This window comes from Agromyces sp. MMS24-K17, from assembly GCF_043950245.1.
Lineage (GTDB): Bacteria > Actinomycetota > Actinomycetes > Actinomycetales > Microbacteriaceae > Agromyces.
Window position 1 is genome coordinate 2,140,406 of record NZ_CP171640.1, and the last position, 25,727, is coordinate 2,166,132.

A 25,727-nucleotide genomic window follows, 5' to 3' on the forward strand; every position below is an offset into this window, starting at 1 on the left:
GCTCAGCGGATCGTCTTGCGCGAGGAGATCTGGCCGGTGTCGAAGCCGAGCAGGTGCAGGCCGCCGTGGAAGCGGGCGTGCTCGACCTTGATGCAGCGGTCCATGACGACCGTCAGGCCCTGCTCCTCGCCGTAGTAGGCGGCGTCCTGGTTCCAGATGCCGAGCTGCACCCAGATCGTCTTCGCGCCCGCGGCGACGACCTCGTCGACGACCTGCGGGATGTCGGTGCCGCGGCGGAACACCACGACGATGTCGGGCACCTCGGGCAGGTCCTTCAGGCTCGCGTACGCCGGCTGGCCGAGGATCTCGGTCTCCATCGGGTTCACGAAGTACAGGCGGTAGTCGCTCGACTGCTGGAGGTACGTGCCAACGAAGAAGCTCGACCGCTGCGGCTTCGGCGAGGCGCCCACGATCGCGACCGACTTCGCCGCGTTCAGGATCTTCAGGCGCGCCTTGGCGTCGGGGCCGACCCAGGTGCGCTGCGAGCGCAGCAGCTTCGCGAGCGGGGAGCTCGCGGGCAGCTCGCAGGACAGGCCGTTCGCGAAGCGGACGGTCTCGAGGTCGTCGGCCACCTCGGTCGTCAGCGTGTCGGTCATCGTGCACCTCCGGTCGCGCCGGCCTGGGTGGCCTGAGTGAGCGCCTGGTCGAGATCGTAGATGATGTCGTCGACGTCCTCGATGCCGACCGACAGGCGCACGACGCCGGGCAGCACGCCCGCCTCGACGAGCTGCTGCTCGGTGAGCTGCGCGTGCGTCGTCGACGCCGGGTGGATGATGAGGGTCTTCGCGTCGCCGATGTTCGCCAGGTGGGAGGCGAGGTTCACCGACTCGATGAGCTTCTGGCCGACCTCGCGGCCGCCCTTCACCTCGAAGCTGAACACCGAGCCCGGGCCCTGCGGCAGGTACTTCTGCGCGCGGTCGTGGTGCGGGTGGTTCGGCAGGCCCGCCCAGAACACGCGCTCGATGCGCGGGTCCTGCTCGAGCCACTCGGCGACGACGCGGGCGTTGTCGACGTGCGCCTGAATGCGGTACGGCAGCGTCTCGACGCCCTGCGCGAGGAGGAATGCGGAGTGCGGCGCGAGGACCGGGCCGATGTCGCGGAGCTGCTCGGCGCGCAGGCGCGTGAGGAAGGCGTACTCGCCGAAGTTGCCGCTCCACTCGAGGCCGCCGTACGTCGGCACCGGCTGGCCGAACAGCGGGAACTTCTCGGAGTGCCAGTGGAACCGGCCCGACTCGACGACGACGCCGCCGAGCGTGGTGCCGTGGCCGCCGAGGAACTTCGTCGCCGAGTGGGTCACGATGTCGGCGCCCCACTCGATCGGGCGGTTGAGGTAGGGGGTCGCGATCGTCGAGTCGACGATGAAGGGGATGCCGTGCGCGTGCGCGACGTCGGCGAGCGCCTCGAGGTCGGCGATCTCACCCGAGGGGTTCGCGATCGTCTCGACGAAGAGGGCCTTCGTGTTGTCCTGGATCGCGGCGGCGTAGTCGGCCGCGTCGGCGCTCGCGACGAACGTCGTCTCGACGCCGAAGCGGCGGAGCGTGACATCCAGCTGGGTGATCGAGCCGCCGTAGAGGTTCGCGCTCGCGACGATGTGGTCGCCCGCGCCGACGAGCGACGCGAAGGTGATGTACTGCGCCGACAGGCCCGACGCGGTCGCGACGGCGCCGAGGCCGCCCTCGAGGCTCGCGACGCGCTCCTCGAAGCTCGCGACCGTCGGGTTCGCGAGGCGCGAGTAGATGTTGCCGTACTTCTGCAGGGCGAAGCGGGCCGCGGCGTCCGCGGTGTCGTCGAAGACGAACGCGCTCGTCTGGTAGATGGGGAGCGCACGCGCACCGGTCACGCCGTCGGGGATGTTCCCCGCGTGGATCGCACGCGTCTTGAAGCCGTATTCGCGGTCTGCCATGCCGATCAGGCTATCCGCGCGGGGCGTGGCACCCGTCCGCCGGGTGTCATGCGACGACACGGATGAGGTCGCTCGTCGCGACGACCTCGGCGAAGCCGCCGCCGTGCAGGTTCACCGCGGTCGCGCGGGCGAGGTCGGCCGCCGCGATGCGCTCGCCGCCGGGCCCCTCGAGGTCGAACGTGTGCGTCGCGTCGATGGGCAGCGCCACCTCGTAGCCGAGGTTGCCGGCCATGCGCGCGGTGGTCTCGACGCACATGTTCGTCTGGATGCCGCAGACCACGAGCGAGCGGATGCCCCGCTCCGAGAGCCAGCCGTGCAGGTCGGGCTGCCCGTAGAACGCGGAGTTCACGTGCTTCGTGACGAAGAGGTCGTGCGGGGCATCCGCCACCACCGCCTTGAGCGCGTTGCCGGGCGCGCCCGGCGCGAGCGTCGAACCCGCCTCGCGGGAGTCGTGCCGCACGAGCACGATCGGGCGGCCCGCGGCCGACCACGCGTCGACGAGCCGGCCGATGTTCGCCTCGGCGTCGGGGTTGTCGCGGGGGCCCCAGCCGGGGTCGTCGAAGCCCTGCTGGACGTCGATCACGATGAGGGCGGTGTCGGGGGTGAGGTCCATGCGTCCATCCTGCGGCAGGCGCCCGCGCGCGGGGGATGCCCCGACTGCCGTCGTGCGACGGGATCCTGCCGACGCGTCGACGGGGCATCCGACGCCCGCCGTAGGATCACCGGGTGACCGATCGCTGGAACCGAGTCTCCGCTTCCCCCACCGCCCCAGGCGTCGCGACGGCAGCGGGTCCGATCTCGGCGGAGGACCTCTTCCTCGAACCGGAGGCGGCGCCCGCGCCGACCCTCGACGAGAAGCTCCGCCAGGCGTACTACTGGATCGTCAACCGGGCGGTGATCTCGCCCTACTACGACCTCGAGTTCGCCGACGGTCCGGTGCTGTCCATCCCGCTCGGCGACGCCGGCGCCGAGCTCACGCTGCCGGGCGAGGCGTCCTTCTCGTCCAACGTGCTGCTGCCGCTGCTCACGTTCGCCGTCGGCGGCAAGTGCCTGCTCATCGGCGGGCCGGGCCGCGGCAAGACGACCGTCGCGGTGCTCATGGGCGTGCTCGCCGGCTCCACGCCCGACGACGTGCGCCGGGGCGTGCAGCAGGGCCAGCCGCAGCTCACGATCGGCGACCTGGTCGGCATCCCGCTGCCGCGCGACCTCGTGCAGGCGTCGCGGCTGGCCGACATCGGCATCGCGTGGCGCGACTGGCTCACGCGGCCCGTGAAGATCGTCGACGAGTACAACCGCATCCCGACGAAGACGCAGTCGGCGCTGCTCACCATGGTCGCCGAGGGGTACGTCGAGAGCCACGACCAGATGCGCCGCACGAGCCCCGACCGCGGCGTCGAGAGCTGGTTCTTCACCGCCAACGACGACGCCGGCGGCGGCACGTTCCCCGTGATCCAGGCGCTCCGCGACCGCATGGACGTGACCGTGCCCGCCGCGGGCTTCAACAGCCGGTTCTTCGACGAGCTCGTGGCGCGCGTCGAGGCGGGGGAGAAGCCCGAGGAGCACGTGCCCGCCGAGCTCGTCTTCGCACCCGACGAGCAGGAGCGGATGCGGTCGGCGATCCGCGCCGTGCCGATGCCGCACGACGTGCGCCGGCGCCTCGAGTACTTCTTCAGCCACTTCGAGTTCGTCCAGCACGGCGGCCGGCGGTTCGAGTACCGCACGAAGGACACGGTGACGACGGGCGGCGGCCGGGTCGGCGAGGCGATCGATGCGAACACGGGAGCCGACCTCGAGGTCGACCTCGGCGCGCAGACGCTGAACGGGCTGTCGGTGCGCGCGCTGCAGACGCTCATCGTCTACGCGAAGGCCGTCGCCTGGTTCCGGGGCCGGCACGAGGTGGGCGTCGGCGACGTGCGCGCGGTGCTCCCGTTCGCGCTGCGCGGGAAGCTGCAGCCGAACCTCGGGCACCCGCGGTTCGACATCGGCGCCGAGCGGGAGCTGGCGACGGATGCCACGAGCTGGCTCTCCGACCTCTTCGACCGGTCGTGCCGCGAGTACGACGCGGCGCGGCTCGGCGCCGAGGACCCGGTCGGCGACCTGCTCGCCGAGCTCGACCGAGGACTCGACGGGCTCCCCGCGATCGAGGCCTCCCGCCGCCTCACCGAGGTCGAGTCGCGCATCCGCGCGATCGCGGCGACCGGCAAGCTCTACGGCCGGCACTTCGACGACCTCATCGCCCTGAAGTACCTGCACCAGCGGTACACGGCGTACCTGCGCTGGGCCGAGGGCGTCGGATGATCCGCCGCCCGGGCCACCTCGTGAACCGCACGGCGACGTGGGCGGACGACGACGTCGTGGCGGCCGCCGAGCGGGCGGCGCGCGCCGCCGGCCTCGACGTCGCGCTCGCAGCCGAGGTCGCGACCCGGCGGGGCGGCGATGCGATGCGGTTCCGGTCGTCGTTCGCGCAGGGCGTCGCCGCGTGGTCGGCGGCGGGCGGGGCATCCGCCACCGAGGAATCCGCTGCGCCCTCCCGGGGGGACCTCGTCGCGCTCGCCGGGGTCGCCGGCTGGCGGTCGGGCGTACTCGACCTGCGGGACGACGCGCTCGGCCGCATCGCGGCCGCCGGAACGGACGTGCGGCTGCGCGCGGCGATCGCCGCCGCGCTCGGCCTCGACGCGGCCGGCCTCGGCGAGTTCGCCACCCGGCAGTCGCTCGACCGGTTCTGGTGGCAGGGGCGCGACGCGGCCCGCGGGTACGTCCTCGCCGCGGGCGGCTTCGCCGGGTTCGCCGACGCCTGGATCGCGCCGCCCGACGCCTGGCGCCCCCTCGACGAGCCCGGAGCGTTCGCCGTGCGGGCCTCCGGCGAGTGGTGGCGGCTCGACGCCGACGTGTTCGGGTCGCGGCTCGGCCGGCTCGACGCCGAGCCCGAATCGTCGGCGCCGCGCGGAACGGCCGTGGTCGAGTGCCGTCCCGACACGCACCTGGCGTGGGTGCGCGTGGAGGAGGCGTGACGGGCGAGCCGGTCGCCGGCGCCGGCGCGGTCGCCCGGCTCGACGCCGACGGCCTCGCGGCCTGGTCGCGCGCGCAGGCGCTCTGGGGCGTGCGGATGCACGAACCCGAGCTGCGGCCCGGCGCCACAGGCGAGGTCGGCTCGTTCGCCTGGTTCGGGTTCCCGCCCGCCGTCGGCATCGACCCGGACGGCATCGCGGGGGCGGGGCTCGCCGACGACCTCGAGGCGCTGTTCGCCCATGAGCTCGGCCACCACGTGCTCGCGCCGGGCACCCGCATCGACGGGCTGAAGATCCGCCACCAGGCGGCCAGGGCGATCGCGGCGAGCGGCGACGGCCCGACGAGCCCCGACTGGATCCCACGGCTCGCGAACCTCTGGAACGACCTGCTCGTCGACGCGCGCGTCGCGCAGCTGCAGCGTGCGGCGCACCCCGACCGCGAACCCGGCATCGTGCGCGCCCGGCGCACCACCTTCGCGGCATCCTTCGACGGCGACGACCGGCTCTGGTGGGTGTTCCGACGCGCGTACGAACTGGTGTGGCGGCTGCCGGCCGGATCGTTCTGCCCGGTCGAGCCGCCGGCACGGAAGCGCGCGGCGCGGCCGCGCGGCGCGGCGGAGGCGTCGATCGACGCGCTCGAGGAGCGCTTCCGGGATCGCGAGCGGCGGCTCCGCGAGGCGCGGCGCGCCGCGGAGGCCGTGCAGGCCGAGCTCGCCGACGCGGTCCGCACCGACCCCGTGCTCGACGCGGCGCTCACGGCCGACCTCGTCCGCGGGTTCGCGTCGGACCCGGTGTCGGGAGCGCTGTCGTTCGGCATGCTCGCCGCGCCCTACCTCTTCGAGCAGCGCGACGCCGACGCCGACGCCGACGCCGACCGCGCGGCCGCCGTCGCCGGAGCGGCGCTCGCCGGACTCGCGGGCGGCGGCGGTGGGGCGTGCGCGGCCGACACCGGCCCGGCGACCGCCGCGGAGCTCGGCCGGATCCTCGGCGACCGCCGGCTGCACGCGACGCCGCGGCATCCCATCGATGTGGCGCGCGCCGGCGGGCGCCCCGGATCGGCCGGGAGCGTGCCCGGCGCGGGCGACGGCCCCGGTGGTGGGTCCGGCGGCGGGCAGAGCCTGGGGGTCGCCGCGACGCTCGACCTGTACGACGCGTCGGACTCCGACGCGGTGATCGCGGCCTGGTACCGCACCGAGGCGGCGAGGTGGGTGCGGCCCGTCACCGAGCGCCGCCCCGACCGGCCGGCCCCCGACCTGCCCGGGCCGCTCGAGCTCTGGGAGTCGGGCGACGACCTCGCCGACCTCGACTGGGCGGCGACGCTGCAGGCCGGTCCGGATCCGATCGCGGGAGTCACCACGCGCCGTCGGTCATCGCTCGTGGACGAGCCCGAACCGGTTGAGGCGAGCATCGCACTCGACCTGTACCTCGATTCCTCGGCGTCGATGCCGACGCCCAGGCGCGGATCGCCCGCGGTGCTCGCCGGCACCATCCTCGCGTTGTCGGTGCTGCGCGGCGGCGGTCGGGTGCGGGTGACCAGCTTCTCCGGCCCGGGCGAGGTCGCCGGAAGCGTGCGGTTCGTGCGCGACCCCGTCGATGTCGTCGCCGGACTCGCCTGGTACTTCGGGCGCAGCACCTCGTTCCCCCTCGACCGGTTCGGCGAGCGCTACGCGCGACTCGCGCCGCCGCGCGACGGCGAGCGCCGCCACGTCGTGGTCATCTCCGACGAAGGGCTCACGTCGATGTTCGGCGACGGCAACGAGCCGTACGCGCAGGTCGCGGCGGAGGTGCGCACGAAGCTCACGACCGGCACGCTCCTGCTGCTCGACCGTCTCCGGACCGTCGCCCCGTTCGCCGACGCGGCGGGGTACGAGGTCGTGTACCTCGACGCGATGGCGGATGCCCCGGCCGCGTGCGTCCGGCTCGCGGAGGTGCTGCACGGATGACCCCTGAAGGCGAACGGATGGCTCGCGGTGCCGCACGGATGGACGACCGGGACGACGAACGGGAGGAACGGCATGGCTGAGGTCGACGACCTGCTCGCCGCATGGGCGGACCGCGGCGACGACGAGGCGGCCGCGTGGGCCGGCGCCCGGCCGGGACCCCCGCTCGCCGCGGTGGCCGCCCGCCTGTCGAGCGCGCCGCGCGCGTTCCTCGACGACCGGCTCTCGATCGCGGCGCTCGCCGGCGACGTGCTCGAGCGGCGGCCGGCGTGCATCCCGTTCGCCGATGACGCGCGGGTACGGCGCGGCGCGGGCCTCGCGCTCTGGCTGATCGCCTCGGAGGAACTGGTCGAGCCGTTCGCCCCGGCCCTCGGCGACGTGGTCCGGACGAGGCTCGAGATCGCGGTCGACGCGTTGGCCCTGCGCGTGGCGCCCGTCGCCGACCCGCTGGACTGGCTCGCCGATGCCGAGCGCCGCGACGAGGCGGCTCGCACGTTCCTGCTCTGGGCCGGCTACCTGCCCGCCGGCGAGGATGCTGCGACCGCGCGCGACCTGCTCGCCGCGCACGACTCCCTGCAGCGCAACGAGGCGCTCGCGGCCGCGTTCGCCGAGCACCGGCATCGCGCCGAGGTCGCGCGGCGCCTCGCCGAGGCGCGCGCGAAGGAGGCGGCGGCGAGGTACTCGCGTGAGTGACGCGCACCCCGGCCCCGCCCCCGACCCCGGCCGCGACCCCGACGCCGCCGACCCGCTCGCCCTGCCCGAGTACCGGCCCGGCGACTCCGCGGTGCTCGCCGACGCCGAGCGCTGGCCCACCCTGACGGCCGAGGGCGCCGCGCGACTCGATCGCTGGCGCCGGCACCCCCACGCACCGGCCTGGGTGCACGCCACCGGCGACCGGCTCACCGCCGAGCAGGTCGAGCGCACGAGGCATCCGCTGCCGCTCGACGGGTGGCTCGACGACCACCTCGCCGTGGCGCGGCGACTCATCCGGTACCGCGGCCGCACCGGGCTCGACCGGCTCGAGGACTTCCCGACGAGCTCGCGCGCCGACCTCGTCGCCGACGTGGCCGCGTTCGTGCCGCTCGACGCCGACTTCGGGCGGATGGTGCACGGCTCCAGTTCCGGGTCGACCGGCGCCGCACTCGTCGTGCCCGACGACGTCGAGGAGGTCGCCCGCGGGTTCCACCTGCTCGTCGACCTGGTCGCGCGCGAGGGCGTCGACTGGCGGCCCGACGGCGAGCGGATGGCCCTCGCCCACGTCGTGCACCAGCGCACCGCGTTCACCTACGCGTCGATCGTGAGCGGGTTCGGGCAGCGGGCGATGGCGCGCATCAACCTGCACCCGGCCGAATGGCCGGCAGGCGCGGATCGCGCCGCCTTCCTCGCCGACGCCGACCCGCAGGTGGTCACCGGCGACCCGACGAGCCTGGCCGAGCTCCTCGCCCCCGACCTGCGGCGGAGCATCCGCCCGCTCGCCCTGTTCTCGGGGGCGATGGCGCTGTCGGGCCCGCTCCGCGCCGAACTCGAGGCGGCGTTCGGATGCCCCGTGCTCGACGTCTACGGCCTCCACGAGACCCGGCCGATCGCGGTGCGAAGCGACGACGGGCCGTTCCGCGTGCTCGACCGGCGCGTGCACGTCGAGGTGCTCGACGAGGCGGGGCATCCCGTGCCCGACGGCGAGGCGGGCGAACTCGTCGTGACCGCAGGGGAGAACCCGCTGCTGCCGCTCGTGCGCTACCGCACCGGCGACTTCGGGCGGCTCGTCCGCCTCGCGGACGGCGCGCTCGGCATCGCCGACCTGGAGGGCCGCGAGCACACCCGCTTCGTCGCGGGCGACGGCGCGCTCGTGCCGTGCGTCGACCTCACCCAGCAGTTGCAGGCGCACGGCGCGCTCGGCTGGACCGTCGAGCAGGCGGCCGACGGCGCGGTGCGGGCGCGCATCGCCGGTGGCGACGCCGTGCGCGTCGAGGCGGCCCTGCACGCACTGCTGGGCCGGCCCGTCGCCGTCGAGCGGGTCGCGCACGTCGCCGACCTCGGGGAGGGCAAGCCGCGGCGCTATCGGAGCGCCGCCGTGCCGGCGACGCCGGGGCCCGCGGGTAGCCTCGACGCATGACCAGCGCCCCCGTGCTCGAGCACGCGATCCTGCCCGTCGTCCCCGGCCGCGAGGCCGAGTTCGAGCTGGCGTTCGCCGAGGCATCCGCCATCATCTCCGCGATGCCCGGGTTCGTCGACCTGACGCTGTCGCGCTCGATCGAGACGCCGAACGAGTACCTGCTGCTCGTGCACTGGGAATCGGTCGAAGCGCACGAGGTGGGCTTCCGCGGGTCGGCGGCCTACCAGGACTGGCGGCGGCTGCTGCACGGGTTCTACGAGCCGTTCCCCGTGGTGGAGCACTTCGCGCGCGTGCTCGACGCCTGAGCCGAGGCTGACGTGCACAGGGCGTGATCAGCCGGCGTTGCTAGCCTGAGGGCACGTCGCCCACGGTGCGACGCCGGACGAGGGCACCCAGTACCCGGAACGCGACAAGACTGGCACGTTGGAGTGATCGGTCATGGCGTGGGTCGTGCTCATCCTGTCGGGTGTCCTCGAGGCGGTCTGGGCGACCGCGCTCGGCAAGTCGGAGGGCTTCACGAAGCTCTGGCCGTCGGTCGTGTTCTTCGGCGCGCTGGCCCTGTCGATGGGCGGGCTCGCGTGGGCGATGCGCGACATCTCGACCGGCACCGCGTACGCGGTCTGGGTCGGCATCGGTGCGGCGCTCACGGTGATCTGGGCGATGGTCACGGGCGACACGGATGTCTCGTGGGCGAAGCTCGCCCTCATCGCGGGGCTCGTGGGCTGCGTGGTGGGGCTGAAGCTCGTCGACGGCGGGGCGGGGCACTAGGCGCCGGGCTCAGCGGCTCGACCGCGGCGAGCCATCCGTCCCGGTGGATGTAAAGAATCCTTGACACGGTGTCGGCTGTGCTTGACACTGGGCGTGTCAAACATTCTTGACAGGCCGGCGCAGCCGGCCGGTCGCCGCACCGGGAGGTCCGCATGTCGTACGAGGAGAAGGGCGTCTGGTCGTTCCTCGTGATCGCCGTCGTCGGCTACGGGGTGTACCTCTCGCTCGTGCTGCCGTCGCTCGTCGCCGGCACGCCGGTCGCCGACGTCGACTACGTCTGGCCGATGGTGTGGACCATCGGCGGCGCGATCGTCGCCGGCATCGTCGTGCGCATCCTCGTCGAGATCGCCTGGCCGAGCGAGCAGACCCGCGGCGACCAGCGCGACCGCGAGATCGAGCGCACCGGCGAGCGCGTCGGCAACTCGTTCGTCGTGATCGGCGCGCTCGCCGCGCTCGTCATGGCCTGGTTCCAGCTCGACTGGTTCTGGATCGCGAACGCGATCTACCTGTGCTTCGTGCTCTCGGCGATCCTCTCGTCGGTCACGAAGCTCGTCGCCTACCGGCAGGGCGGGTTCCAGGCATGGTGAAGCCGACCCGGGTGACGAACGCGATCCGCGCGTTGCGCTTCGCCCACGACGAGATGACGCAGGCCGACCTCGCCAAGCGGATCGGGGTCACCCGGCAGACCGTCATCGCCATCGAGCAGGGACGCTACTCGCCGTCGCTCGAACTGGCCTTCCAGATCGCGAGGGTGTTCGGGGTGGGACTCGACGACGTGTTCCAGTTCCCCGAGGAGGAGGCATGATCATGCGCACCGTCATCGTGGACCGGTACGGCCCGCCCGAGGTCGCCCGCATCGCCGAGGTGCCGATGCCCGAGCCCGGTCCCGGGCAGATCCGGGTGCGGGTCGGGGCGACCATCGTCGGCGCCGCCGACGCCGTCATGCGGGCAGGCAGCCCGCGCTACGCCCGGATCGCCTCCGGCTTCCGCCGGCCACGGCACGCCGTGCCGGGCGGCGACTTCGCCGGCGTGGTCGACGCACTCGGTGAGGGAGCCCGGTGGTTCGCCGTCGGCGACCGCGTGCACGGCACGCTCGCACCGGCTTCGGGCGGCAACGCCGAATACCTCGTGATCGCGGAGGACGCGGCCGTCGTGCCGACTCCGGCGGGGCTCGACGATGCGGGCGCGGCGGCCGTCGTGGACGGGTTCCTGACGGCGACGCCGTTCCTGCGCGACCTCGGCCGGGTCGGCCCGGGCGACGAGGTGCTCGTCGTCGGCGCCGCCGGCGCGGTCGGCTCGTCGGCCGTGCAGGTCGCGAAGGCCCTCGGCGCCCGCGTCACGGCCGTGACCAGCACCCCGAACCTCGACCTGGTGCGCGCGCTCGGCGCCGACCTCGTGATCGACCGCACGGCCGGCCCGGCCCAGGCGACGGCGAAGGCCGACCTGGTCGCGCGCGGTGTCTCCGGCTACGACGTCGTGTTCGACGCGGTCGGCGGCTGGAGCTTCGGCACGGCCCGGCCGCTGCTGGGCCCGCGCGGCGCGTACCTCACGACGGTGCCGAGCCTCGGCGTGCTCGCGCTGGCCGTGCCCACCAAGCTGCTGCGGCGCCGCCGCACGGCGATCGCGTTCACCGGGCTCCGCTCGGCCGCGGCGAAGCGCGCCGACCTCGAACTCCTCGGCCGGCTCGTCGCGGAGGGCCGGATCCGGGAGGTCGTCGACCGGGTGCTGCCGCTCGAACGGGTCGCCGACGCCCATCGCCGTGTCGACGGCGGCCACAAGGCGGGCGCGGTCGTGCTCGTCACCGCCCGGGTGGAGGCGACGGCGCGATGAACGCGAACGAGACCCTCCCCGCGACGATGCTCGCCGTCGGCCGGCGTCGCTACGGCGGGCCCGACGCGATCGCCGTGGTCGAGCGTCCCGTGCCGGCGCCCGGCGCCGGCGAGGTGCTCGTGCGCGTGGCGACGAGCTCGGGCAACGCGGCCGACGCGTTCCTGCTCCGCGGCGAGCCGCGGCTGATCCGGCTGTCCTCGGGCCTCGCGCGGCCCTCGAGCCCGGTCCTCGGCAGGGATGTCGCGGGCACGGTCGCCGCGGTCGGCGAGGGCGTCGAGGGCGTCGCGCCCGGCGACCGCGTCCACGGCGAGACGGATGGCGCGTGGTCGGAGTTCGCCGTACTGCCGGCCTCGGTCGTCGCGCGCGTCCCGCGTGGGATCGACCTCGTGCAGGCCGCGGCGCTGCCGTTGCCGGGCGTCACGGCGCTGCAGGCGCTCCGGCTCGGGGTGTCCGGGCGGCGGGACGCCGCAGGCGAGGCCTCCGCCTCGGGCGGTGCATCCGACGTCCCCGAGGTGTCCGCCGGGAGCGAGGCATCCGCCGGGCCCGACGCATCCGCCGCGCCCGATCCGTTCGACGCCCTCGCGGGCCGTCGCGTGCTCGTCACCGGCGCCTCGGGCAACGTGGGCCTGCTCGCCGTCTCGATCGCGGCCGCGTACGGCGCGGACGTGACGGCCGCCGCATCGCGGGACCGCCTCGACCTGGTGCGCGCCGCCGGGGCCGCCGGCGTCGTGGAGCGCACCCACCCCGCCGCCGACTGGGGCCGTGGCTACGACCTGGTCGTCGACCTCACCGCTCAGCGGCCGGTCGCCGACCTGGTCGCCCGGCTCGCGCCGCGCGGCTCGCTGGTCATGTCGACCGGGGCGGGCGGGCGCACGCTGGGGCCGCTGCCGCGACTCGCCTCGACGGCGCTGCGCGACCTCGGCACACGGCGGCACCTGCGCGTGCTCGCGGCGAAGGCCGACGGCGACGACCTGCGCGCGCTCGATCGGCTCGTGCGCAGCGGCCGGGTGGTGCCGGTCATCGACGGGGTCGTGCCGATGGCCGACGCGGCCGACGCGGTGCGGCGCTTCGAGGCGGGCGCGTCGCGCGGCCGCATCGTGCTGGACGCGACGCGGCTGGGCTGAACGGGCGGGGCTCGGCTCGGCGGGTGGGCCGGGCTGGACCGGGAGGGGCTGGGATGGGCCGGGCCGGGAGGGCCGGGCCTACCCCCAGCTCGGCAGCCAGAAGTGCAGGGTGCGGAACTCGGGCCAGATCGGCATGGCCGTCCAGAGCGGCAGGAAGAACGCCGACACGCACACCGTCCAGAACAGGAAGACGGCGACGACCGCGAGGCCGCGCTCGCGCCGCCAGGTGAGGTCGGTCGGGCGGCCGAGGATGCGCGCGATCACGAACCCGAGCGCGAGCACGAGGTACGGCTGGAACGCGATCGAGTAGAACTGGAACACCGTGCGGTCGAGGTAGCCGAGCCACGGCAGGTACCCGGCCGCGAGGCCGAGCAGGATGATCCCGACCTGCCACTCGCGGCGCCGCACGAGCCGGTACACGAGGTAGAGCACGGCGAGGGCGCCGCCCCACCAGATGAGCGGGTTGCCGATGCCCATGATCGACTCCGCGCACGAATCGGTGCCGCACGGCACGTCGCGGTAGTACATGTTCGTCGGCCGGCCCATGACGAGCCACGTCAGCGGGTTCGACGCCCACGGATGCTCCGAGTGCACGCCGAGGTGGAACGAGTACGCGGCCTGGTGGTAGTGCCAGAGGCTCTGCAGGGCGGTGGGTACCCATGCGAACGCGCCCGTCCAGGCGTTCACCGGGTCGTCGGCCCAGTGCCGGTAGTAGCCCCCGTCGGTCACGAGCCATCCCGTCCACGACGCGAGGTAGACCGCGAACGCGATCGGCACCAGCAGCACGAAGGTGACCGGCGCCTGCTTGAGGATCGCGCCGCTGATCCAGAACGGCAGGCCGGCGCGACGACGGGCGAACGCGTCGACCGCGACGAGGTAGAGGCCGAAGGCCGCGAGGAACCAGATGCCCGACCACTTGACCGCGCACATCGCGCCGAACGCGACGCCGGCGGCGAGCACCCACGGCCGGTTCCACAGCGCCGGCCCGTAGTGCGGTTCGGCGCCCGCCGCCCGGTCGGCATCGACGCGGGCCTCGAGGAGGCGCCGCGACCGATCCCGGTCGAGCAGCACGAACCAGAACCCGACGAGGCCGAACAGCATGACCCAGTTGTCGAGCAGCGCGACCCGGCTCATCACGATCGCGTTGCCGTCGATCGCGAACAGCAGGCCCACGATCACGCCGGCGATCGTGGTGCCGAGCAGGCGCCGGCCGACGAGGGTGACGAGGAACACGGCGATCGTGCCGGCGAGCGCGGTCGTCGCGCGCCACCAGAACGCGTCGCCCGCGCCGAACGCGGCCATCCCGAGCCCGATCAGCCACTTGCCCAGCGGCGGGTGCACCACGTACGCCGGGTCCTGGAGGAACGACAGGGTGTCGCCGCGCGCGAACGCCGCGTCGGACCCCTCCGGCCACGCCGACTCGTAGCCGTTGTGCCAGAGGGTCCAGCCGTCCTTCACGTAGTAGGTCTCGTCGAAGACGATCCGGTGCGGGTGCCCGAGCCCCCAGAACCGCAGCACGGCGGCGAGCAGCGTGACGGCGAGCGGGCCGCCCCAAGTCCAGAGCGTGCGCTTCCACGGCACGGCGAGCTGCCTGGCCCACCAGTCGTCGATGCGGGTGCCGCGCGGGCCCTCGGGCTCGGATGGCTCGGGCGGGTCGGATGCCTCGGGCGCGCCGGCGTCCGTCGCGTCCGGCTCCCGCTCCACCACCCCGACGGCGTCGGTCGCGGGGCCCTCGCCCGCGCGCTCCGGATCCGTCTCGGCAGTCATGCATCGAAGCCTAGGACAGCGCCTCGGCCGGTCCATCATCCAGACTGGAGGCATGATCATCCTGGGCGGCACGCCGATCGGCAACCTCGGCGACGCATCGGTCCGGCTCCGCCAGGCCCTCGAGGACGCCGAGGTCGTGGCCTCCGAGGACACCCGCGTCACGCAGCGCCTGCTCGCCGGCCTCGGCATCGCGAACCGGCCCCGGCTCATCGCCCTGCACGAGCACAACGAGCGGCAGCGGGCGGGTGAGCTCGTCGACCTCGCCCGCGACGGCGACGTGCTCGTGCTCACCGACGCCGGCATGCCGACCGTGTCCGACCCCGGCTTCCCGCTCGTGCAGGCCGCGGTCGCCGCCGGCGTCGACGTCACCGTCATCCCCGGGCCGAGCGCGCCCGTCACCGCGCTCGCCGTGTCGGGCCTGCCGACCGACCGGTTCGCGTTCGAGGGCTTCCTGCCGCGCAAGGCGGGGGAGCGGTCGCGCCGCCTCGCCGAGCTCGCCGCCGACCGTCGCACGCTCGTGTTCTTCGAGGGTCCGAGCCGGCTCGCGACCGCCCTCGAGGCGCTCGCCGCCGCGTTCGGCCCCGACCGCCCCGCGGCCGTCTGCCGCGAGCTGACGAAGCTGCATGAAGAGGTCCGCCGGGGCACGCTCGCCGAGCTCGCCGAGTGGGCGTCGGCCGGGGTCCGCGGCGAGATCTGCATCGTCGTCGGCGGAGCCGACGCCCCGGTGGCCGACCCGGCGTCGGCGCTCGAGCAGGTGCTCGCGCTCGAGGCATCCGGCACGCGCCTGAAGGATGCCGCGACCGAGGTGGCGGCACGCACCGGCCTCGGGCGCCGAGAACTCTACGAGGCGGCGCTCGCCGCCCGCAAGGGGTCGTGACCGACGGGTCCATTCACCCCCGACAGGGGGACAATGGAGGTACGCGCGTCGATGCGCTCGCCATCGCGCACGTGGAGGTGCGACATGTCGAACGCAGTGCGGTACTCCCGGTTCGGCGGCCCCGAGGTGCTCGAGGTCGTCGAGGTCGTCACGCCGTCGCCCGGCCCGGCCGACGTGCTCGTCGAGGTCTTCGCCGCCGGCGTGAACCCGATCGAGAGCTTCGAGCGGCGCGGCGAGGCCCCCGAGGGCCGGCTGCCCGGCCTGCCGGCCTGGCCCGGCCGCGAGTTCGCGGGCGTGGTCGTGGCCGCGGGCCCCGAGGTGATGCGGCTGTCGAAGGGCGACGAGGTGATCGGCCTCGTCGAGGCGGGCGCGCACGCCACGCACGTCGTCGCGCCCGAGGCATCCGTGGTGCGACGACCGCACGGCGTGCCGTGGGAGGTCGCCGGCGCGCTGCCGATCGCCGGCGCGACCGCCTGGCAGGCGATCGACTCGCTGCAGATCCGCGAGGGGGACACGATCGTCGTCACCGCCGCCGCGGGCGGGGTGGGATGCCTCGCCGCGCAGCTGGCGCGCCTCCGCGGGGCGACCGTGGTCGGCACCACCGCCGACGCGCGATTCGACTTCCTCCGCCAGTTCGGCATCCTCCCCATGGCCTACGGGCCGGGGCTGGCCGACCGGGTCCGCGCGGCCGTCCCCGGGCCCATCGCCGCGTTCCTCGACTTCCTCGGGGGCGAGGCCGACGAGGCCGCGAAGCTCGGCGTGCCCGCCTCGCGCACCCTCACGACGCTCGACCACGCGGCCGTCGACACCGGCAAGGCCATCGTCGTCGGCCCGGGCGACCGGGTGGCCCTCGAGCGGATCGCGCACGCCATCGCCGACCGGAAGGTGCGGCTGCCCATCGCCGACATCTTCGGGCTCGACCGGATCGCCGACGCGTACCGGTCGCTCGACCGCCGCGACGCCCCCGGCAAGATCGTGCTCGGGATGCACATCGTGTCGTACCCCGGGCAGCGCAGCCAGGAGCCCGACCTCAAGGAGCAGGACGTCACCCTCGGGGTACCGACGCCGCACCGGCACGTCGACGTCGTCGAGCAGGTGCCCGCCGCGATCGCCGACGGCAGCGTGCGCCGGCGCCACGCGGAGGAACGGGCGGCGAGGGACGCCCGCGGGGCCTCCACGGCGGGAGCGGCGACGGGCGCCCCGAGCACCGAGTAACGCGCGCGGGGAGGCATCCGTCCGCCTTTAGAATCGAGGGATGGCCGACGGCTCCTCGTTCTACATCACCACGCCCATCTTCTACGTCAACGACGTGCCCCACATCGGGCACGCGTACACGGAGGTGGCCGCCGACGTGCTCGCGCGCTGGCACCGGCAGGCGGGTGAGCGCACCTGGTCCCTCACCGGCACCGACGAGCACGGCCAGAAGATCCTGCGCACCGCCACGGCCAACGGCGTGACCCCCAAGGAATGGGCCGACAAGCTCGTCGCCGAGGCGTGGAAGCCGCTGCTCGAGACCGTCGACATCGCCAACGACGACTTCATCCGCACCACCGACGAGCGGCACGAGCGCAACGTCCAGCGCTTCCTCCAGAAGCTCTACGACGACGGTCACATCTACACCGGCGAGTACGAGGGGTACTACTGCGTCGGTTGCGAGGAGTACAAGCAGCAGTCCGAGCTCGTCGACGGCACCGGCGAGTACGCCGGCCAGCTCGTCTGCGCGATCCACTCGAAGCCCGTCGAGCTGCTGCACGAGAAGAACTACTTCTTCCGCATGTCGGCGTTCGCCGACCGCCTGCTCGCCCTCTACGAGGAGCAGCCCGGCTTCGTGCAGCCCGAGTCGGCCCGCAACGAGGTCGTCTCGTTCGTGCGCTCGGGCCTGTCCGACCTGTCGATCTCGCGGTCGACGTTCGACTGGGGCGTGAAGGTCCCGTGGGACGAGTCGCACGTCGTGTACGTCTGGTTCGACGCCCTCCTGAACTACGTCACCGCGGTCGGCTACGGCGAGGACGACGAGGAGTTCGCCCGCCGCTGGCCGGCCCACCACCTCGTGGGCAAGGACATCCTGCGGTTCCACGCGGTGATCTGGCCCGCCATGCTCATGGCGGCCGGCCTCGAGGTGCCGCGCGGCGTGTTCGGCCACGGCTGGCTGCTCGTCGGCGGCGAGAAGATGTCGAAGTCGAAGCTCACCGGCATCGCGCCCGAGCAGATCACCTCGACGTTCGGTTCCGACGCGTTCCGCTACTACTTCCTGCGCGCGATCTCGTTCGGCCAGGACGGCTCGTTCTCGTGGGAGGACCTCTCGGCCCGCTACCAGGCCGAGCTCGCGAACGGCTTCGGCAACCTCGCCTCCCGCGTGATCGCGATGGTGAACCGGTACTTCGAAGGCGCCGTGCCCGCGGCGGTCGCCCCGACCGACGTCGACCTCGCCATCGCCGAGGTCGAGCGACGGGCGACGGATGCCTCGTGGGAGGCCATCGACCGCTTCGCGATCCACGAGGCGATCGCCGCGGTGTGGGAGCTCGTCGACGCGCTGAACGGCTACATCACCGAGCAGGAGCCGTGGGCGCTCGCCAAGGACCCCGCGAACCGCGAGCGGCTCGAGACCGTGCTCGCCACGGCGTACCACGGCGTCGGCACCCTCGCGGTGCTGCTCTCCCCGGTGCTCCCGAAGGCGACGGCGAAGCTGTGGACCGCGCTCGGCGCGCCCGGCAGCGTGCAGGAGCAGCGCATCGACCGGGCGCACGAGTGGACGGTCGGCGAGCGGGTCGGCACGCTCGAGGCGCTGTTCCCGCGCATCGAGGCGGGCGAGTGACGGACGCCGCCCCCGAGCACCTGCGCACCCGGTCGGAGGGCGGCCGCGCCGCCGCCGAGTACCCGGCGTCGCCGGAGGAGCTCGCGATCCCGGTGTACGACAACCACACCCACCTCGAGATCGCGGACGGCGCCATGGCGCTCTCCGTCGCCGAGCACCTCGACCGGGCCGCCGCGGTCGGCATCGCCGGCGCCGTGCAGGTCGGCACCGACGTCGCGACGAGCCGCTGGTCGGCCGAGGTCGCCGCGCGCGAGCCGCGGCTGCTCGCCGCGGTCGCACTGCACCCGAACGAGGCGCCCGAGCTCGAGGCATCCGGGGCGCTCGACGACGCGCTCGCCGTGATCGACGAGCTCGCGGCGCAGCCGCGCGTGCGCGCCATCGGCGAGACGGGGCTCGACTTCTTCCGCACCGACGAGGTCGGCCGGCCCGCGCAGTTCCGCTCGTTCGAGGCGCACATCGACATCGCGAAGCGCCACGGCGCGGCGCTGCAGATCCACGACCGCGACGCCCACGACGACGTCGTCGGCACCCTGCGGCGCGTCGGCGCGCCCGAGCGCACCGTGTTCCACTGCTTCTCGGGCGGCGAGGACCTCGCCCGCCTCGCGGCCGACGAGGGCTGGTACGCCAGCTTCGCCGGCAACGTCACGTTCAAGAACGCCGAGAACCTGCGGGAGGCGCTGCGGGTCATGCCGCGCGACCGGATCCTCGTCGAGACGGATGCCCCGTACCTCACGCCGGCCCCGCTCCGCGGACGGCCCAACGCCCCGTACCTGGTGCCGCACACCGTGCGGTTCATGGCCGAGGTGCTCGGCGCCGACCTCGACGAGCTCTGCGCCGACCTCGCGTCGAACACGGTGCGCGTGTACGGCTCGTGGCAGGATGACCCCGTGACCAGGGGCGAGGGGGGCTGACATGCACCGGCACGAGGTCGAGGGGGCGCCGGCGCAGCCGCGCCTGCTCGGGCCCGCCGAGATCCGCGACCTCGCGGGCATCCTCGACGTCACCCCGACCAAGAAGCTCGGGCAGAACTTCGTCCACGACGGCAACACGGTGCGGCGCATCGTGCAGTCCGCCGGCGTGCAGCCCGGCGAGACGGTGCTCGAGATCGGCCCGGGCCTCGGGTCGCTGACCCTCGGCCTCCTCGAGGCCGGCGCGTCCGTCACCGCCGTCGAGATCGACGGCCGCCTCGCGGCGCAGCTGCCGCACACCGCCGCGCTGATGCAGCCCGGCACCGACCTCACCGTCGTCCACGAGGACGCACTGAAGGTCGTCGAGCTGCCGGGCGAGCCGCCCGTGCGGCTGGTCGCGAACCTGCCGTACAACGTGTCGGTGCCGGTGCTGCTGCACCTGCTCGAGCACCTGCCGTCGCTGCGGTCGGGCATCGTGATGGTCCAGGCGGAGGTGGGCCACCGGCTCGCCGCCGCCCCCGGGTCCAAGGTCTACGGCGCACCGAGCGTGAAGGCCGCGTGGTACGGCGACTGGCGCACCGCCGGGCAGGTGTCGCGGCTCGTGTTCTGGCCGGTGCCGAACGTCGACTCCGTGCTGGTCGGCTTCGAGCGCACCGCGCCGCCCGGCGACCCGGCCGGCACCGAGGAGGAGCGGCGCGCCACGTTCGCCATCGTCGACGCCGCCTTCCAGCAGCGCCGCAAGATGCTGCGCCAGGCCCTGTCGGGCGTGCTCGGCGGCACATCGGCGACGGCGGCCGAGGTGCTGGAGCGCGCGGGCGTCGACCCGCAGGCGCGGGGCGAGCAGTTGGGCGTCGCCGAGTTCCTCGCGATCGCGCGCGCGGCCCGCTTCCCGAGCGACGGCCTCGGCTAGCGTGGTCCCATGACGATCGCGGCGGCCGATGGAGCGGTGCACGTCCGGGCGCCGGGCAAGATCAACCTGTACTTCAAGGTCGGCGCCCTCGAGGAGGACGGCTACCACTCGGTCGCGAGCGCGTACCAGGCCGTGTCGCTCTTCGAGGACGTGCGCGCCTGGCTCGACGACGAGATCACGGTCTCGTTCCGCGGCGGCATCGACACGACCGGCGTGCCGACCGGCCGCACGAACCTCGCCGTGCGCGCGGCCCGGCTGCTGGCCCGCACGGCCGGCGTGCCGGGCGGCGCACGGCTCGAGATCACGAAGCACGTGCCCATCGCCGGCGGCATGGGCGGCGGCTCGGCCGACGCGGCCGCGACCCTCGTCGCGTGCGACGCGCTGTGGGGCACCGGCCTCTCGAAGGACGAGCTGCACGCGCTCGCCGCGCAGCTCGGCGCCGACGTCCCGTTCGCGCTCACCGGCGGCACGGCGATCGGCACCGGCCGCGGCGACCGGCTGAACCCGGCGCTCGCGACCGGGCAGTTCCACTGGGTGCTCGTCACCGCCGACCACGGGCTGTCGACGCCCACCGTGTACGGCGAGCTCGACGAGCTGCGCGAGCAGTCGCGCTGGCAGGCGCCCGACGGGCCGCCCGTCGTGGACACGGCCGTGCTGCAGGCGCTGCGCGCCGGCGACGCGCACCAGCTGGCCGACTCCCTCGCGAACGACCTCGAGCGTGCGGCCGTGCGGCTCGCGCCGGGCCTCGCGCAGGTGCTCGACCTGGGCCGCGGGCTCGGGGCGCTCGCCGGGATCGTCTCGGGGTCGGGGCCGACGCTCGCGTTCCTCGCCGCCGGGTCGGAGGCGGCGATCGAGCTCCAGGTCGCGCTGTCGGCCGCGGGGCACACCGCGCTGCGCGTGCGCGGGCCCGTGCCCGGCGCCCGCCTCATGCACGACTAGGCTCGTCGGGTCATGGCACACCTCCTGGGCGCCGAGCGCCTGCACCTCGAGTTCCCCACCCGCACCGTCTTCGACGAGGTGACCCTCGGGATCGACGAGGGCGACCGCGTCGGCGTGGTCGGCCGCAACGGCGACGGCAAGTCGACGCTGCTGAAGCTCCTCGCGGGCCGGCTCGATCCCGACGGCGGCCGGGTGACGCAGCGGCGGGGCATCCGCATCGGCATGCTCGACCAGGCCGACGTGCTCGACCCCGGCCTGACCGTCGCCGACGCCGTCGTCGGCGGCATCGACGAGCACGTCTGGGCGGGCGACGCGAAGGTGCGCGACGTGATCGCGGGGTTGCTGGCGGATGTCCCGTGGCAGGGGCGCGTCGGCGACCTGTCGGGCGGCCAGCGCCGTCGGGTCGGGCTCGCGGCCCTGCTCGTGGGCGACTGGGACGTGCTGTTCCTCGACGAGCCGACGAACCACCTCGACGTCGAGGGCATCGCCTGGCTCGCGCGGCACGTGAAGCAGCGGTGGGCGGCCGGCCAGGGCGCGCTCGTCGTCGTGACGCACGACCGCTGGTTCCTCGACGAGGTCTGCACCGCCACCTGGGAGGTGCACGACGGCATCGTCGAGCCGTTCGAGGGGGGCTACGCGGCCTACGTGCTCCAGCGCGTCGAGCGCGACCGCATGGCGGCGGCGACCGAGGCGAAGCGGCAGAACCTCATGCGCAAGGAGCTCGCCTGGCTGCGCCGCGGCGCGCCGGCCCGCACGTCGAAGCCGAAGTTCCGCATCGAGGCCGCGAACCAGCTCATCGCCGACGAGCCGCCGGTGCGCAACCCGGTCGAGCTGTCCCGGCTCGCGGTCGCCCGGCTCGGCAAGGACGTGGTCGACCTGCTCGACGCGGGCGTCGAGTTCCCGGCGCCGGGCGGCGGCACCCGCACGGTGCTGCGCGACGTCGAGTGGCGCATCGCGCCGGGCGAGCGCACGGGCATCCTGGGCGTCAACGGCGCCGGCAAGTCGACGCTGCTCGGCCTCGTCACCGGCGCGGTCGAGCCCACGAGCGGGCGGGTGAAGCGGGGCAAGACCGTGCGGGTCGCGACCCTCAGCCAGGAGCTCGCCGAGCTCGCGGAGTGGAGCGAGCACCGCGTGAGCGCGGTCGTCGCCGAGCTGCGGTCGAGCTACCAGATCGGCAGCGGGTCGAAGGCGGTCGAGCTGTCGCCGGGCCAGCTCCTGGAGCGGCTCGGGTTCACGAACGCGCAGCTGTCGACGCCGGTGAAGAACCTCTCGGGCGGGCAGAAGCGCCGGCTGCAGCTCCTGCTGATCCTGTTGCAGGAGCCCAACGTGCTCATCCTCGACGAGCCGACGAACGACCTCGACACCGACATGCTGGCCGCGATCGAGGACCTCCTCGACTCGTGGCCCGGCACGCTCCTCGTCGTCTCGCACGACCGGTACCTCGTCGAGCGGGTCACCGACCGGCAGGTCGCCGTCATGGACGGGCACCTGCGCGACCTGCCGCGCGGCGTCGAGCAGTACCTCGAGCTGCGCCGCGGCGCGGAGGCGACGGGCGGGCCGGATGCCCCGGGCCGGGCGTCGGCCGCCGGGTCGGCGTCGGGCGCCGGGGGTGCTCCGGCCGGTGCGGCCCCGGCCGCCGCGGCCGGCCCCGCCACGACCCTCACGGGCGCCGACCGACGCGCCGCCGAGAAGGAGCTGAGCTCGATCGACCGCCGCCTCGAGAAGCTGCAGGCGCAGATCGCCGAGCAGCACGAGCACCTGGCCCGCCACGACCAGTCCGACTACGTCGGCCTCGGCACCCTCGGTGACGGGCTGCGCGAGCTCGAGGCATCCGTGGCCGACCTCGAGACGCGCTGGCTCGAAGTATCCGAGCAGCTCGAAGCCTGAACGCGCAGATCCTTCGACTTGTAACGTCACACGCGGCCTGCGCACGCAGATCCTTCACGTAGGGTCGAGGGGTACCCGCGATCGCGGCATCGACGCCCCCACCGACATCATCCGTGGCGGAGCCATGTCCGCCTGCGCACACCCGCGCCTGATCACGGGTACCACCGACGAAAGGACCCGCCATGCCCCGCGCATCCCGCGCCGCCTCCCTCATCGCCGCCCTCGTCGCGGCGCCGCTGCTCCTGGCCGGCTGCGCCGCCAGCGGTGCCGACGCCTCGGGCGACGGAGCCGCCGACGAGGCCGTCAAGATCGGCATCGTCGGTGCCGGCGACGCGCAGTGGCAGCCCTTCGTCGACGCGGCCGCCGAGGAGGGCATCACGGTCGAGCTGGTCGACTTCTCCGACTACCCGCAGCCGAACCCCGCGCTCACCGAGGGCGAGGTCGACCTGAACCAGTTCCAGCACATCGTCTACCTCGCGAGCTACAACGTGTCGGCCGACGAGGACCTGGTGCCGATCGGCTCCACCGCGATCTACCCGCTCGGCCTCTACTCGACGAAGTACGACTCGGTCGACGACATCCCCGCCGGTGAGACCGTCGCGGTGCCCGACGACGACTCCAACCAGGCCCGCGGCCTGCTCGTGCTCCAGTCGGCCGGGCTCATCGAACTGAAGGACGGCGGCTCGATCTTCTCGAAGATCTCCGACATCGACGAGGCGAAGTCGAAGGTCAAGGTCACCGCGCTCGAGGCGTCGCTCACCCCGACCTCGCTGCCCGACGTGGCCGCCGCGATCATCAACAACGACTTCGTCGCCGACGCCGGCCTCTCGTTCGAGGACGCCATCGCGAAGGACGACCCCAGCGACGCCAACGCGCTGCCCTACGTCAACATCTTCGCGGCCCGCGCGGAGGACGCCGACAACCCCACCTACCTGAAGCTCGTCGAGATCTTCCAGACGAACGAGAAGGTCCAGGCCGGTCTCCTCGAGTCCTCGGGCGGCACCGCGGTGACGCTCCAGGTCCCGGTCGACGACCTGCTCTCGTCGCTGAAGGACGTCGAGGCCGACACCAAGGCCCACAACGGCTGATCGACCCGATCCACACCGCCGGGCGGTGCGCGCGTGCGCACCGCCCGTCGGCGTGCGTGCGGGGCATCCGCCCCACCCACCCGCATGCGCCGTCGTCCCCCGCCGCCGCAGCCATCCGAGGAGGAACCATGGCCCTCGTGAGCCTCAGGAACGTCACGAAGTCGTACCCGCCGTCCGCGCGCGGCGGCGCCCCCGTGGTCGCCGTCGACGACGTCTCGCTCGACATCGAGGCCGGTGACGTCTACGGCATCATCGGCTACTCGGGCGCCGGCAAGTCGACGCTGGTCCGCCTCGTGAACGCGCTCGAGCCCGTCACCGGCGGCACCGTCACCGTCGACGGCCGCGAGCTCTCCTCGCTGAGCGAGCGGGAGCTGCGCGAGGTGCGCCGCGGCATCGGCATGATCTTCCAGCAGTTCAACCTGTTCGACGCGAAGACCGTTCGCCAGAACGTCGCCTACCCGCTGAAGGTCGCCGGCTGGGCGAAGGCCGACATCGGGGCCCGCGTCGACGAGCTGCTGGACTTCGTCGGCCTCGCCGACAAGGCCCGCGCCTACCCCGACCAGCTCTCGGGCGGGCAGAAGCAGCGCGTCGGCATCGCCCGTGCGCTCGCCACCCGGCCCAGCATCCTGCTCGCGGACGAGGCGACCAGCGCGCTCGACCCGGAGACCACCCAGGAGGTGCTCGCCCTGCTGTCCCGCGTGAACCGGGAGCAGGGGGTCACCATGGTCGTGATCACCCACGAGATGGACGTGATCCAGTCGCTCGCGACGAAGGTCGCCGTCATGGAGGACGGCCGCGTCATCGAGTCGGGCGACGTGTTCGACGTGTTCTCGCAGCCGCGCAACGCGGCCTCGGAGCGGTTCGTGAGCACGGTCGTCAAGGGCGTGCCGTCGCCGGCGGAGCTCGCGGTGCTGCGCGAACGCCACGAGGGCCGTATCGCGACCTTCTCGTTCCGCGACGGGGATGCCTCGCAGGCCCGCGTGTTCCTCGAGCTCGCGCAGGCGGGGCTCGAGTTCGAGCTCGTCTACGGCGGCATCAACGACATCCGGGGCCGCGCGTTCGGCCACCTGACCCTCGCGATCCGCGGTGAGGACGCCGCGATCGACGGCGCGCTCGCCCGCATCGCCGAACTCGTCGACGTGACGGAGGCCCGCTGATGGATTCGCTCATCGAGCTGCAGCCGCAGTTCTGGAAGGCCGCCGTCGAGACGCTCTACATGGTGGCGCTCACGCTGCTGTTCGGTGGCGCGGGCGGCCTGCTGCTCGGAACCGGACTGTACGTGACCCGCAAGGGCGGCCTGCTGCCGAACGCGGCGGTGTCGAACGCGCTGAACGTCGTGATCAACTTCTTCCGGCCGATCCCGTTCATCATCTTCATCGCCGCCGTGCAGCCGCTCTCGCGCGCCATCGTCGGCACCGGCATCGGCATCAACGCGGTGATCTTCGCCCTGTCGCTCGCCGCGTCCTTCGCGATCGCGCGCATCGTCGAGCAGAACCTGCTGACCGTGCGCCCCGGCGTGATCGAGGCGGCCCGGGCGATGGGCGCCGCGCCCTGGCGGATCCTCAGCACCGTGGTGGTGCCGGAGGCGCTCGGACCGCTCATCCTCGGATACACGTTCATCCTCGTGGCGATCATCGACATGTCGGCGGTCGCCGGCCTGATCGGCGGCGGCGGCCTCGGCTCGTTCGCGCAGGTCTACGGGTACCGGCAGTTCGAGCCCGTCGTGACGTGGGCGGCGGTGCTCCTCATCGTCGCGTTCGTGCAGGTCGTGCAGTACCTCGGCAACTGGCTGGCGCGGAAGGTCATGCGCCGGTAGCCGCCGCGACCTCGGCCACGGCCGGTGCGGATGC

The 25,727-nt window shown here is 73.8% G+C and carries 25 protein-coding genes and 1 riboswitch; of the genes, 21 read left to right on the forward strand and 4 right to left on the reverse strand.

The features are described from left to right. Positions 1-2: 2 nt before the first annotated feature. The 3 genes from ACGGZK_RS09755 to ACGGZK_RS09765 are packed head-to-tail and all read right to left on the reverse strand — an operon-like array spanning position 3 to position 2,516. Complete coding sequence (locus ACGGZK_RS09755) at positions 3-596, reverse strand: CoA-binding protein (protein WP_395242469.1); 594 nt, start codon at positions 594-596, stop codon at positions 3-5. Beyond that, the gene (locus ACGGZK_RS09760; RefSeq protein WP_395242470.1) at positions 593-1,903 is read right to left on the reverse strand and encodes an O-acetylhomoserine aminocarboxypropyltransferase/cysteine synthase family protein; all 1,311 of its coding nucleotides are present in this window, start codon (positions 1,901-1,903) and stop codon (positions 593-595) included. Before ACGGZK_RS09760 ends, ACGGZK_RS09755 begins: the two co-directional genes overlap by 4 nt. 46 nt (positions 1,904-1,949) lie before the next feature. Next, positions 1,950-2,516 carry a cysteine hydrolase family protein gene (locus ACGGZK_RS09765; RefSeq protein ID WP_395242471.1) on the reverse strand — a complete coding sequence of 189 codons (567 nt, stop codon included), beginning with the start codon at positions 2,514-2,516 and terminating at the stop codon, positions 1,950-1,952. A gap of 113 nt (positions 2,517-2,629) precedes the next feature. Between ACGGZK_RS09765 and ACGGZK_RS09770 the strand changes: the two genes are divergently transcribed. The 11 genes from ACGGZK_RS09770 to ACGGZK_RS09820 all read left to right on the forward strand — a co-directional run bounded on the left by ACGGZK_RS09770 (position 2,630) and on the right by ACGGZK_RS09820 (position 12,686). Beyond that, positions 2,630-4,201, forward strand: coding sequence for an ATPase (locus ACGGZK_RS09770; RefSeq protein ID WP_395242472.1), 1,572 nt, complete (start codon positions 2,630-2,632; stop codon positions 4,199-4,201). Continuing rightward, entirely contained in the window at positions 4,198-4,914 is a 717-nt protein-coding gene (locus ACGGZK_RS09775) for a potassium transporter Kef (RefSeq protein ID WP_395242473.1), read from the forward strand. Before ACGGZK_RS09770 ends, ACGGZK_RS09775 begins: the two co-directional genes overlap by 4 nt. Then, positions 4,911-6,854 carry a VWA domain-containing protein gene (locus ACGGZK_RS09780; protein ID WP_395242474.1) on the forward strand — a complete coding sequence of 648 codons (1,944 nt, stop codon included), beginning with the start codon at positions 4,911-4,913 and terminating at the stop codon, positions 6,852-6,854. Before ACGGZK_RS09775 ends, ACGGZK_RS09780 begins: the two co-directional genes overlap by 4 nt. 72 nt (positions 6,855-6,926) lie before the next feature. Beyond that, a complete protein-coding gene (locus ACGGZK_RS09785) occupies positions 6,927-7,544 on the forward strand; it encodes a phosphohydrolase (protein ID WP_395242475.1) in 618 nt (205 codons plus the stop codon). After that, entirely contained in the window at positions 7,537-8,964 is a 1,428-nt protein-coding gene (locus ACGGZK_RS09790; protein WP_395242476.1) for an AMP-binding protein, read from the forward strand. Before ACGGZK_RS09785 ends, ACGGZK_RS09790 begins: the two co-directional genes overlap by 8 nt. Further along, complete coding sequence (locus ACGGZK_RS09795; RefSeq protein WP_395242477.1) at positions 8,961-9,269, forward strand: antibiotic biosynthesis monooxygenase family protein; 309 nt, start codon at positions 8,961-8,963, stop codon at positions 9,267-9,269. Before ACGGZK_RS09790 ends, ACGGZK_RS09795 begins: the two co-directional genes overlap by 4 nt. 50 nt (positions 9,270-9,319) lie before the next feature. Beyond that, a riboswitch (guanidine-III (ykkC-III) riboswitch) is annotated at positions 9,320-9,387 on the forward strand. Positions 9,388-9,402: 15 nt separating this feature from the next. Further along, a complete protein-coding gene (locus ACGGZK_RS09800) occupies positions 9,403-9,732 on the forward strand; it encodes a DMT family transporter (RefSeq protein ID WP_395242478.1) in 330 nt (109 codons plus the stop codon). 152 nt (positions 9,733-9,884) lie between these two features. Next, entirely contained in the window at positions 9,885-10,319 is a 435-nt protein-coding gene (locus tag ACGGZK_RS09805; RefSeq protein WP_395242479.1) for a hypothetical protein, read from the forward strand. Continuing rightward, complete coding sequence (locus ACGGZK_RS09810; RefSeq protein ID WP_395242480.1) at positions 10,313-10,537, forward strand: helix-turn-helix transcriptional regulator; 225 nt, start codon at positions 10,313-10,315, stop codon at positions 10,535-10,537. Before ACGGZK_RS09805 ends, ACGGZK_RS09810 begins: the two co-directional genes overlap by 7 nt. Further along, complete coding sequence (locus ACGGZK_RS09815) at positions 10,534-11,562, forward strand: NAD(P)-dependent alcohol dehydrogenase (RefSeq protein WP_395242481.1); 1,029 nt, start codon at positions 10,534-10,536, stop codon at positions 11,560-11,562. The genes ACGGZK_RS09810 and ACGGZK_RS09815 overlap by 4 nt, the downstream gene beginning before the upstream one ends. Beyond that, a complete protein-coding gene (locus tag ACGGZK_RS09820) occupies positions 11,559-12,686 on the forward strand; it encodes a zinc-binding alcohol dehydrogenase family protein (RefSeq protein WP_395242482.1) in 1,128 nt (375 codons plus the stop codon). The genes ACGGZK_RS09815 and ACGGZK_RS09820 overlap by 4 nt, the downstream gene beginning before the upstream one ends. A 78-nt stretch (positions 12,687-12,764) precedes the next feature. Here ACGGZK_RS09820 and ACGGZK_RS09825 read toward each other — a convergent pair whose 3' ends face one another. After that, positions 12,765-14,453 carry a dolichyl-phosphate-mannose--protein mannosyltransferase gene (locus ACGGZK_RS09825; protein ID WP_395242483.1) on the reverse strand — a complete coding sequence of 563 codons (1,689 nt, stop codon included), beginning with the start codon at positions 14,451-14,453 and terminating at the stop codon, positions 12,765-12,767. Between the two features lie 52 nt (positions 14,454-14,505). Between ACGGZK_RS09825 and rsmI the strand changes: the two genes are divergently transcribed. From rsmI to ACGGZK_RS09875, 10 genes are all read left to right on the forward strand, one after another. Beyond that, positions 14,506-15,330: a 16S rRNA (cytidine(1402)-2'-O)-methyltransferase gene (gene rsmI, locus ACGGZK_RS09830; protein ID WP_395242484.1), complete on the forward strand. Its 825-nt coding sequence runs from the start codon at positions 14,506-14,508 to the stop codon at positions 15,328-15,330. Positions 15,331-15,414: 84 nt separating this feature from the next. Beyond that, positions 15,415-16,545 (forward strand): NADP-dependent oxidoreductase, encoded by a 1,131-nt coding sequence (locus ACGGZK_RS09835; protein ID WP_395242485.1) that lies wholly within the window; start codon positions 15,415-15,417, stop codon positions 16,543-16,545. Between the two features lie 40 nt (positions 16,546-16,585). Then, complete coding sequence (gene metG / locus ACGGZK_RS09840; protein ID WP_395242486.1) at positions 16,586-18,145, forward strand: methionine--tRNA ligase; 1,560 nt, start codon at positions 16,586-16,588, stop codon at positions 18,143-18,145. Next, positions 18,142-19,056: a TatD family hydrolase gene (locus tag ACGGZK_RS09845; protein WP_395242487.1), complete on the forward strand. Its 915-nt coding sequence runs from the start codon at positions 18,142-18,144 to the stop codon at positions 19,054-19,056. Before metG ends, ACGGZK_RS09845 begins: the two co-directional genes overlap by 4 nt. A 1-nt stretch (position 19,057) precedes the next feature. Further along, positions 19,058-19,963: a 16S rRNA (adenine(1518)-N(6)/adenine(1519)-N(6))-dimethyltransferase RsmA gene (gene rsmA / locus ACGGZK_RS09850; protein WP_395242488.1), complete on the forward strand. Its 906-nt coding sequence runs from the start codon at positions 19,058-19,060 to the stop codon at positions 19,961-19,963. A 9-nt stretch (positions 19,964-19,972) separates the two neighbouring features. After that, a complete protein-coding gene (locus ACGGZK_RS09855; protein ID WP_395242489.1) occupies positions 19,973-20,902 on the forward strand; it encodes a 4-(cytidine 5'-diphospho)-2-C-methyl-D-erythritol kinase in 930 nt (309 codons plus the stop codon). A 12-nt stretch (positions 20,903-20,914) separates the two neighbouring features. Beyond that, positions 20,915-22,789: an ABC-F family ATP-binding cassette domain-containing protein gene (locus tag ACGGZK_RS09860; RefSeq protein WP_395242490.1), complete on the forward strand. Its 1,875-nt coding sequence runs from the start codon at positions 20,915-20,917 to the stop codon at positions 22,787-22,789. Positions 22,790-22,971: 182 nt separating this feature from the next. Next, positions 22,972-23,877 (forward strand): MetQ/NlpA family ABC transporter substrate-binding protein, encoded by a 906-nt coding sequence (locus ACGGZK_RS09865; protein ID WP_395242491.1) that lies wholly within the window; start codon positions 22,972-22,974, stop codon positions 23,875-23,877. Between the two features lie 128 nt (positions 23,878-24,005). Further along, positions 24,006-25,034, forward strand: coding sequence for a methionine ABC transporter ATP-binding protein (locus ACGGZK_RS09870; protein ID WP_395242492.1), 1,029 nt, complete (start codon positions 24,006-24,008; stop codon positions 25,032-25,034). Beyond that, on the forward strand, positions 25,034-25,693 hold the full coding sequence (locus tag ACGGZK_RS09875) for a methionine ABC transporter permease (protein WP_395242493.1): 660 nt from the start codon (positions 25,034-25,036) through the stop codon (positions 25,691-25,693). Before ACGGZK_RS09870 ends, ACGGZK_RS09875 begins: the two co-directional genes overlap by 1 nt. Positions 25,694-25,727: the final 34 nt, after the last annotated feature.

Bases quoted from the DNA above. Each gene is read 5' to 3' on its own strand.
- ACGGZK_RS09755 (WP_395242469.1), bottom strand. From the start codon at position 596: ATGACCGACACGCTGACGACCGAGGTGGCCGACGACCTCGAGACCGTC.
- ACGGZK_RS09760 (WP_395242470.1), bottom strand. From the start codon at position 1,903: ATGGCAGACCGCGAATACGGCTTCAAGACGCGTGCGATCCACGCGGGG.
- ACGGZK_RS09765 (WP_395242471.1), bottom strand. From the start codon at position 2,516: ATGGACCTCACCCCCGACACCGCCCTCATCGTGATCGACGTCCAGCAG.
- ACGGZK_RS09775 (WP_395242473.1), top strand. From the start codon at position 4,198: ATGATCCGCCGCCCGGGCCACCTCGTGAACCGCACGGCGACGTGGGCG.
- ACGGZK_RS09785 (WP_395242475.1), top strand. From the start codon at position 6,927: ATGGCTGAGGTCGACGACCTGCTCGCCGCATGGGCGGACCGCGGCGAC.
- ACGGZK_RS09795 (WP_395242477.1), top strand. From the start codon at position 8,961: ATGACCAGCGCCCCCGTGCTCGAGCACGCGATCCTGCCCGTCGTCCCC.
- ACGGZK_RS09800 (WP_395242478.1), top strand. From the start codon at position 9,403: ATGGCGTGGGTCGTGCTCATCCTGTCGGGTGTCCTCGAGGCGGTCTGG.
- ACGGZK_RS09805 (WP_395242479.1), top strand. From the start codon at position 9,885: ATGTCGTACGAGGAGAAGGGCGTCTGGTCGTTCCTCGTGATCGCCGTC.
- ACGGZK_RS09810 (WP_395242480.1), top strand. From the start codon at position 10,313: ATGGTGAAGCCGACCCGGGTGACGAACGCGATCCGCGCGTTGCGCTTC.
- ACGGZK_RS09815 (WP_395242481.1), top strand. From the start codon at position 10,534: ATGATCATGCGCACCGTCATCGTGGACCGGTACGGCCCGCCCGAGGTC.
- ACGGZK_RS09820 (WP_395242482.1), top strand. From the start codon at position 11,559: ATGAACGCGAACGAGACCCTCCCCGCGACGATGCTCGCCGTCGGCCGG.
- ACGGZK_RS09825 (WP_395242483.1), bottom strand. From the start codon at position 14,453: ATGACTGCCGAGACGGATCCGGAGCGCGCGGGCGAGGGCCCCGCGACC.
- rsmI (WP_395242484.1), top strand. From the start codon at position 14,506: ATGATCATCCTGGGCGGCACGCCGATCGGCAACCTCGGCGACGCATCG.
- ACGGZK_RS09835 (WP_395242485.1), top strand. From the start codon at position 15,415: ATGTCGAACGCAGTGCGGTACTCCCGGTTCGGCGGCCCCGAGGTGCTC.
- metG (WP_395242486.1), top strand. From the start codon at position 16,586: ATGGCCGACGGCTCCTCGTTCTACATCACCACGCCCATCTTCTACGTC.
- rsmA (WP_395242488.1), top strand. From the start codon at position 19,058: ATGCACCGGCACGAGGTCGAGGGGGCGCCGGCGCAGCCGCGCCTGCTC.
- ACGGZK_RS09855 (WP_395242489.1), top strand. From the start codon at position 19,973: ATGACGATCGCGGCGGCCGATGGAGCGGTGCACGTCCGGGCGCCGGGC.
- ACGGZK_RS09860 (WP_395242490.1), top strand. From the start codon at position 20,915: ATGGCACACCTCCTGGGCGCCGAGCGCCTGCACCTCGAGTTCCCCACC.
- ACGGZK_RS09865 (WP_395242491.1), top strand. From the start codon at position 22,972: ATGCCCCGCGCATCCCGCGCCGCCTCCCTCATCGCCGCCCTCGTCGCG.
- ACGGZK_RS09870 (WP_395242492.1), top strand. From the start codon at position 24,006: ATGGCCCTCGTGAGCCTCAGGAACGTCACGAAGTCGTACCCGCCGTCC.
- ACGGZK_RS09875 (WP_395242493.1), top strand. From the start codon at position 25,034: ATGGATTCGCTCATCGAGCTGCAGCCGCAGTTCTGGAAGGCCGCCGTC.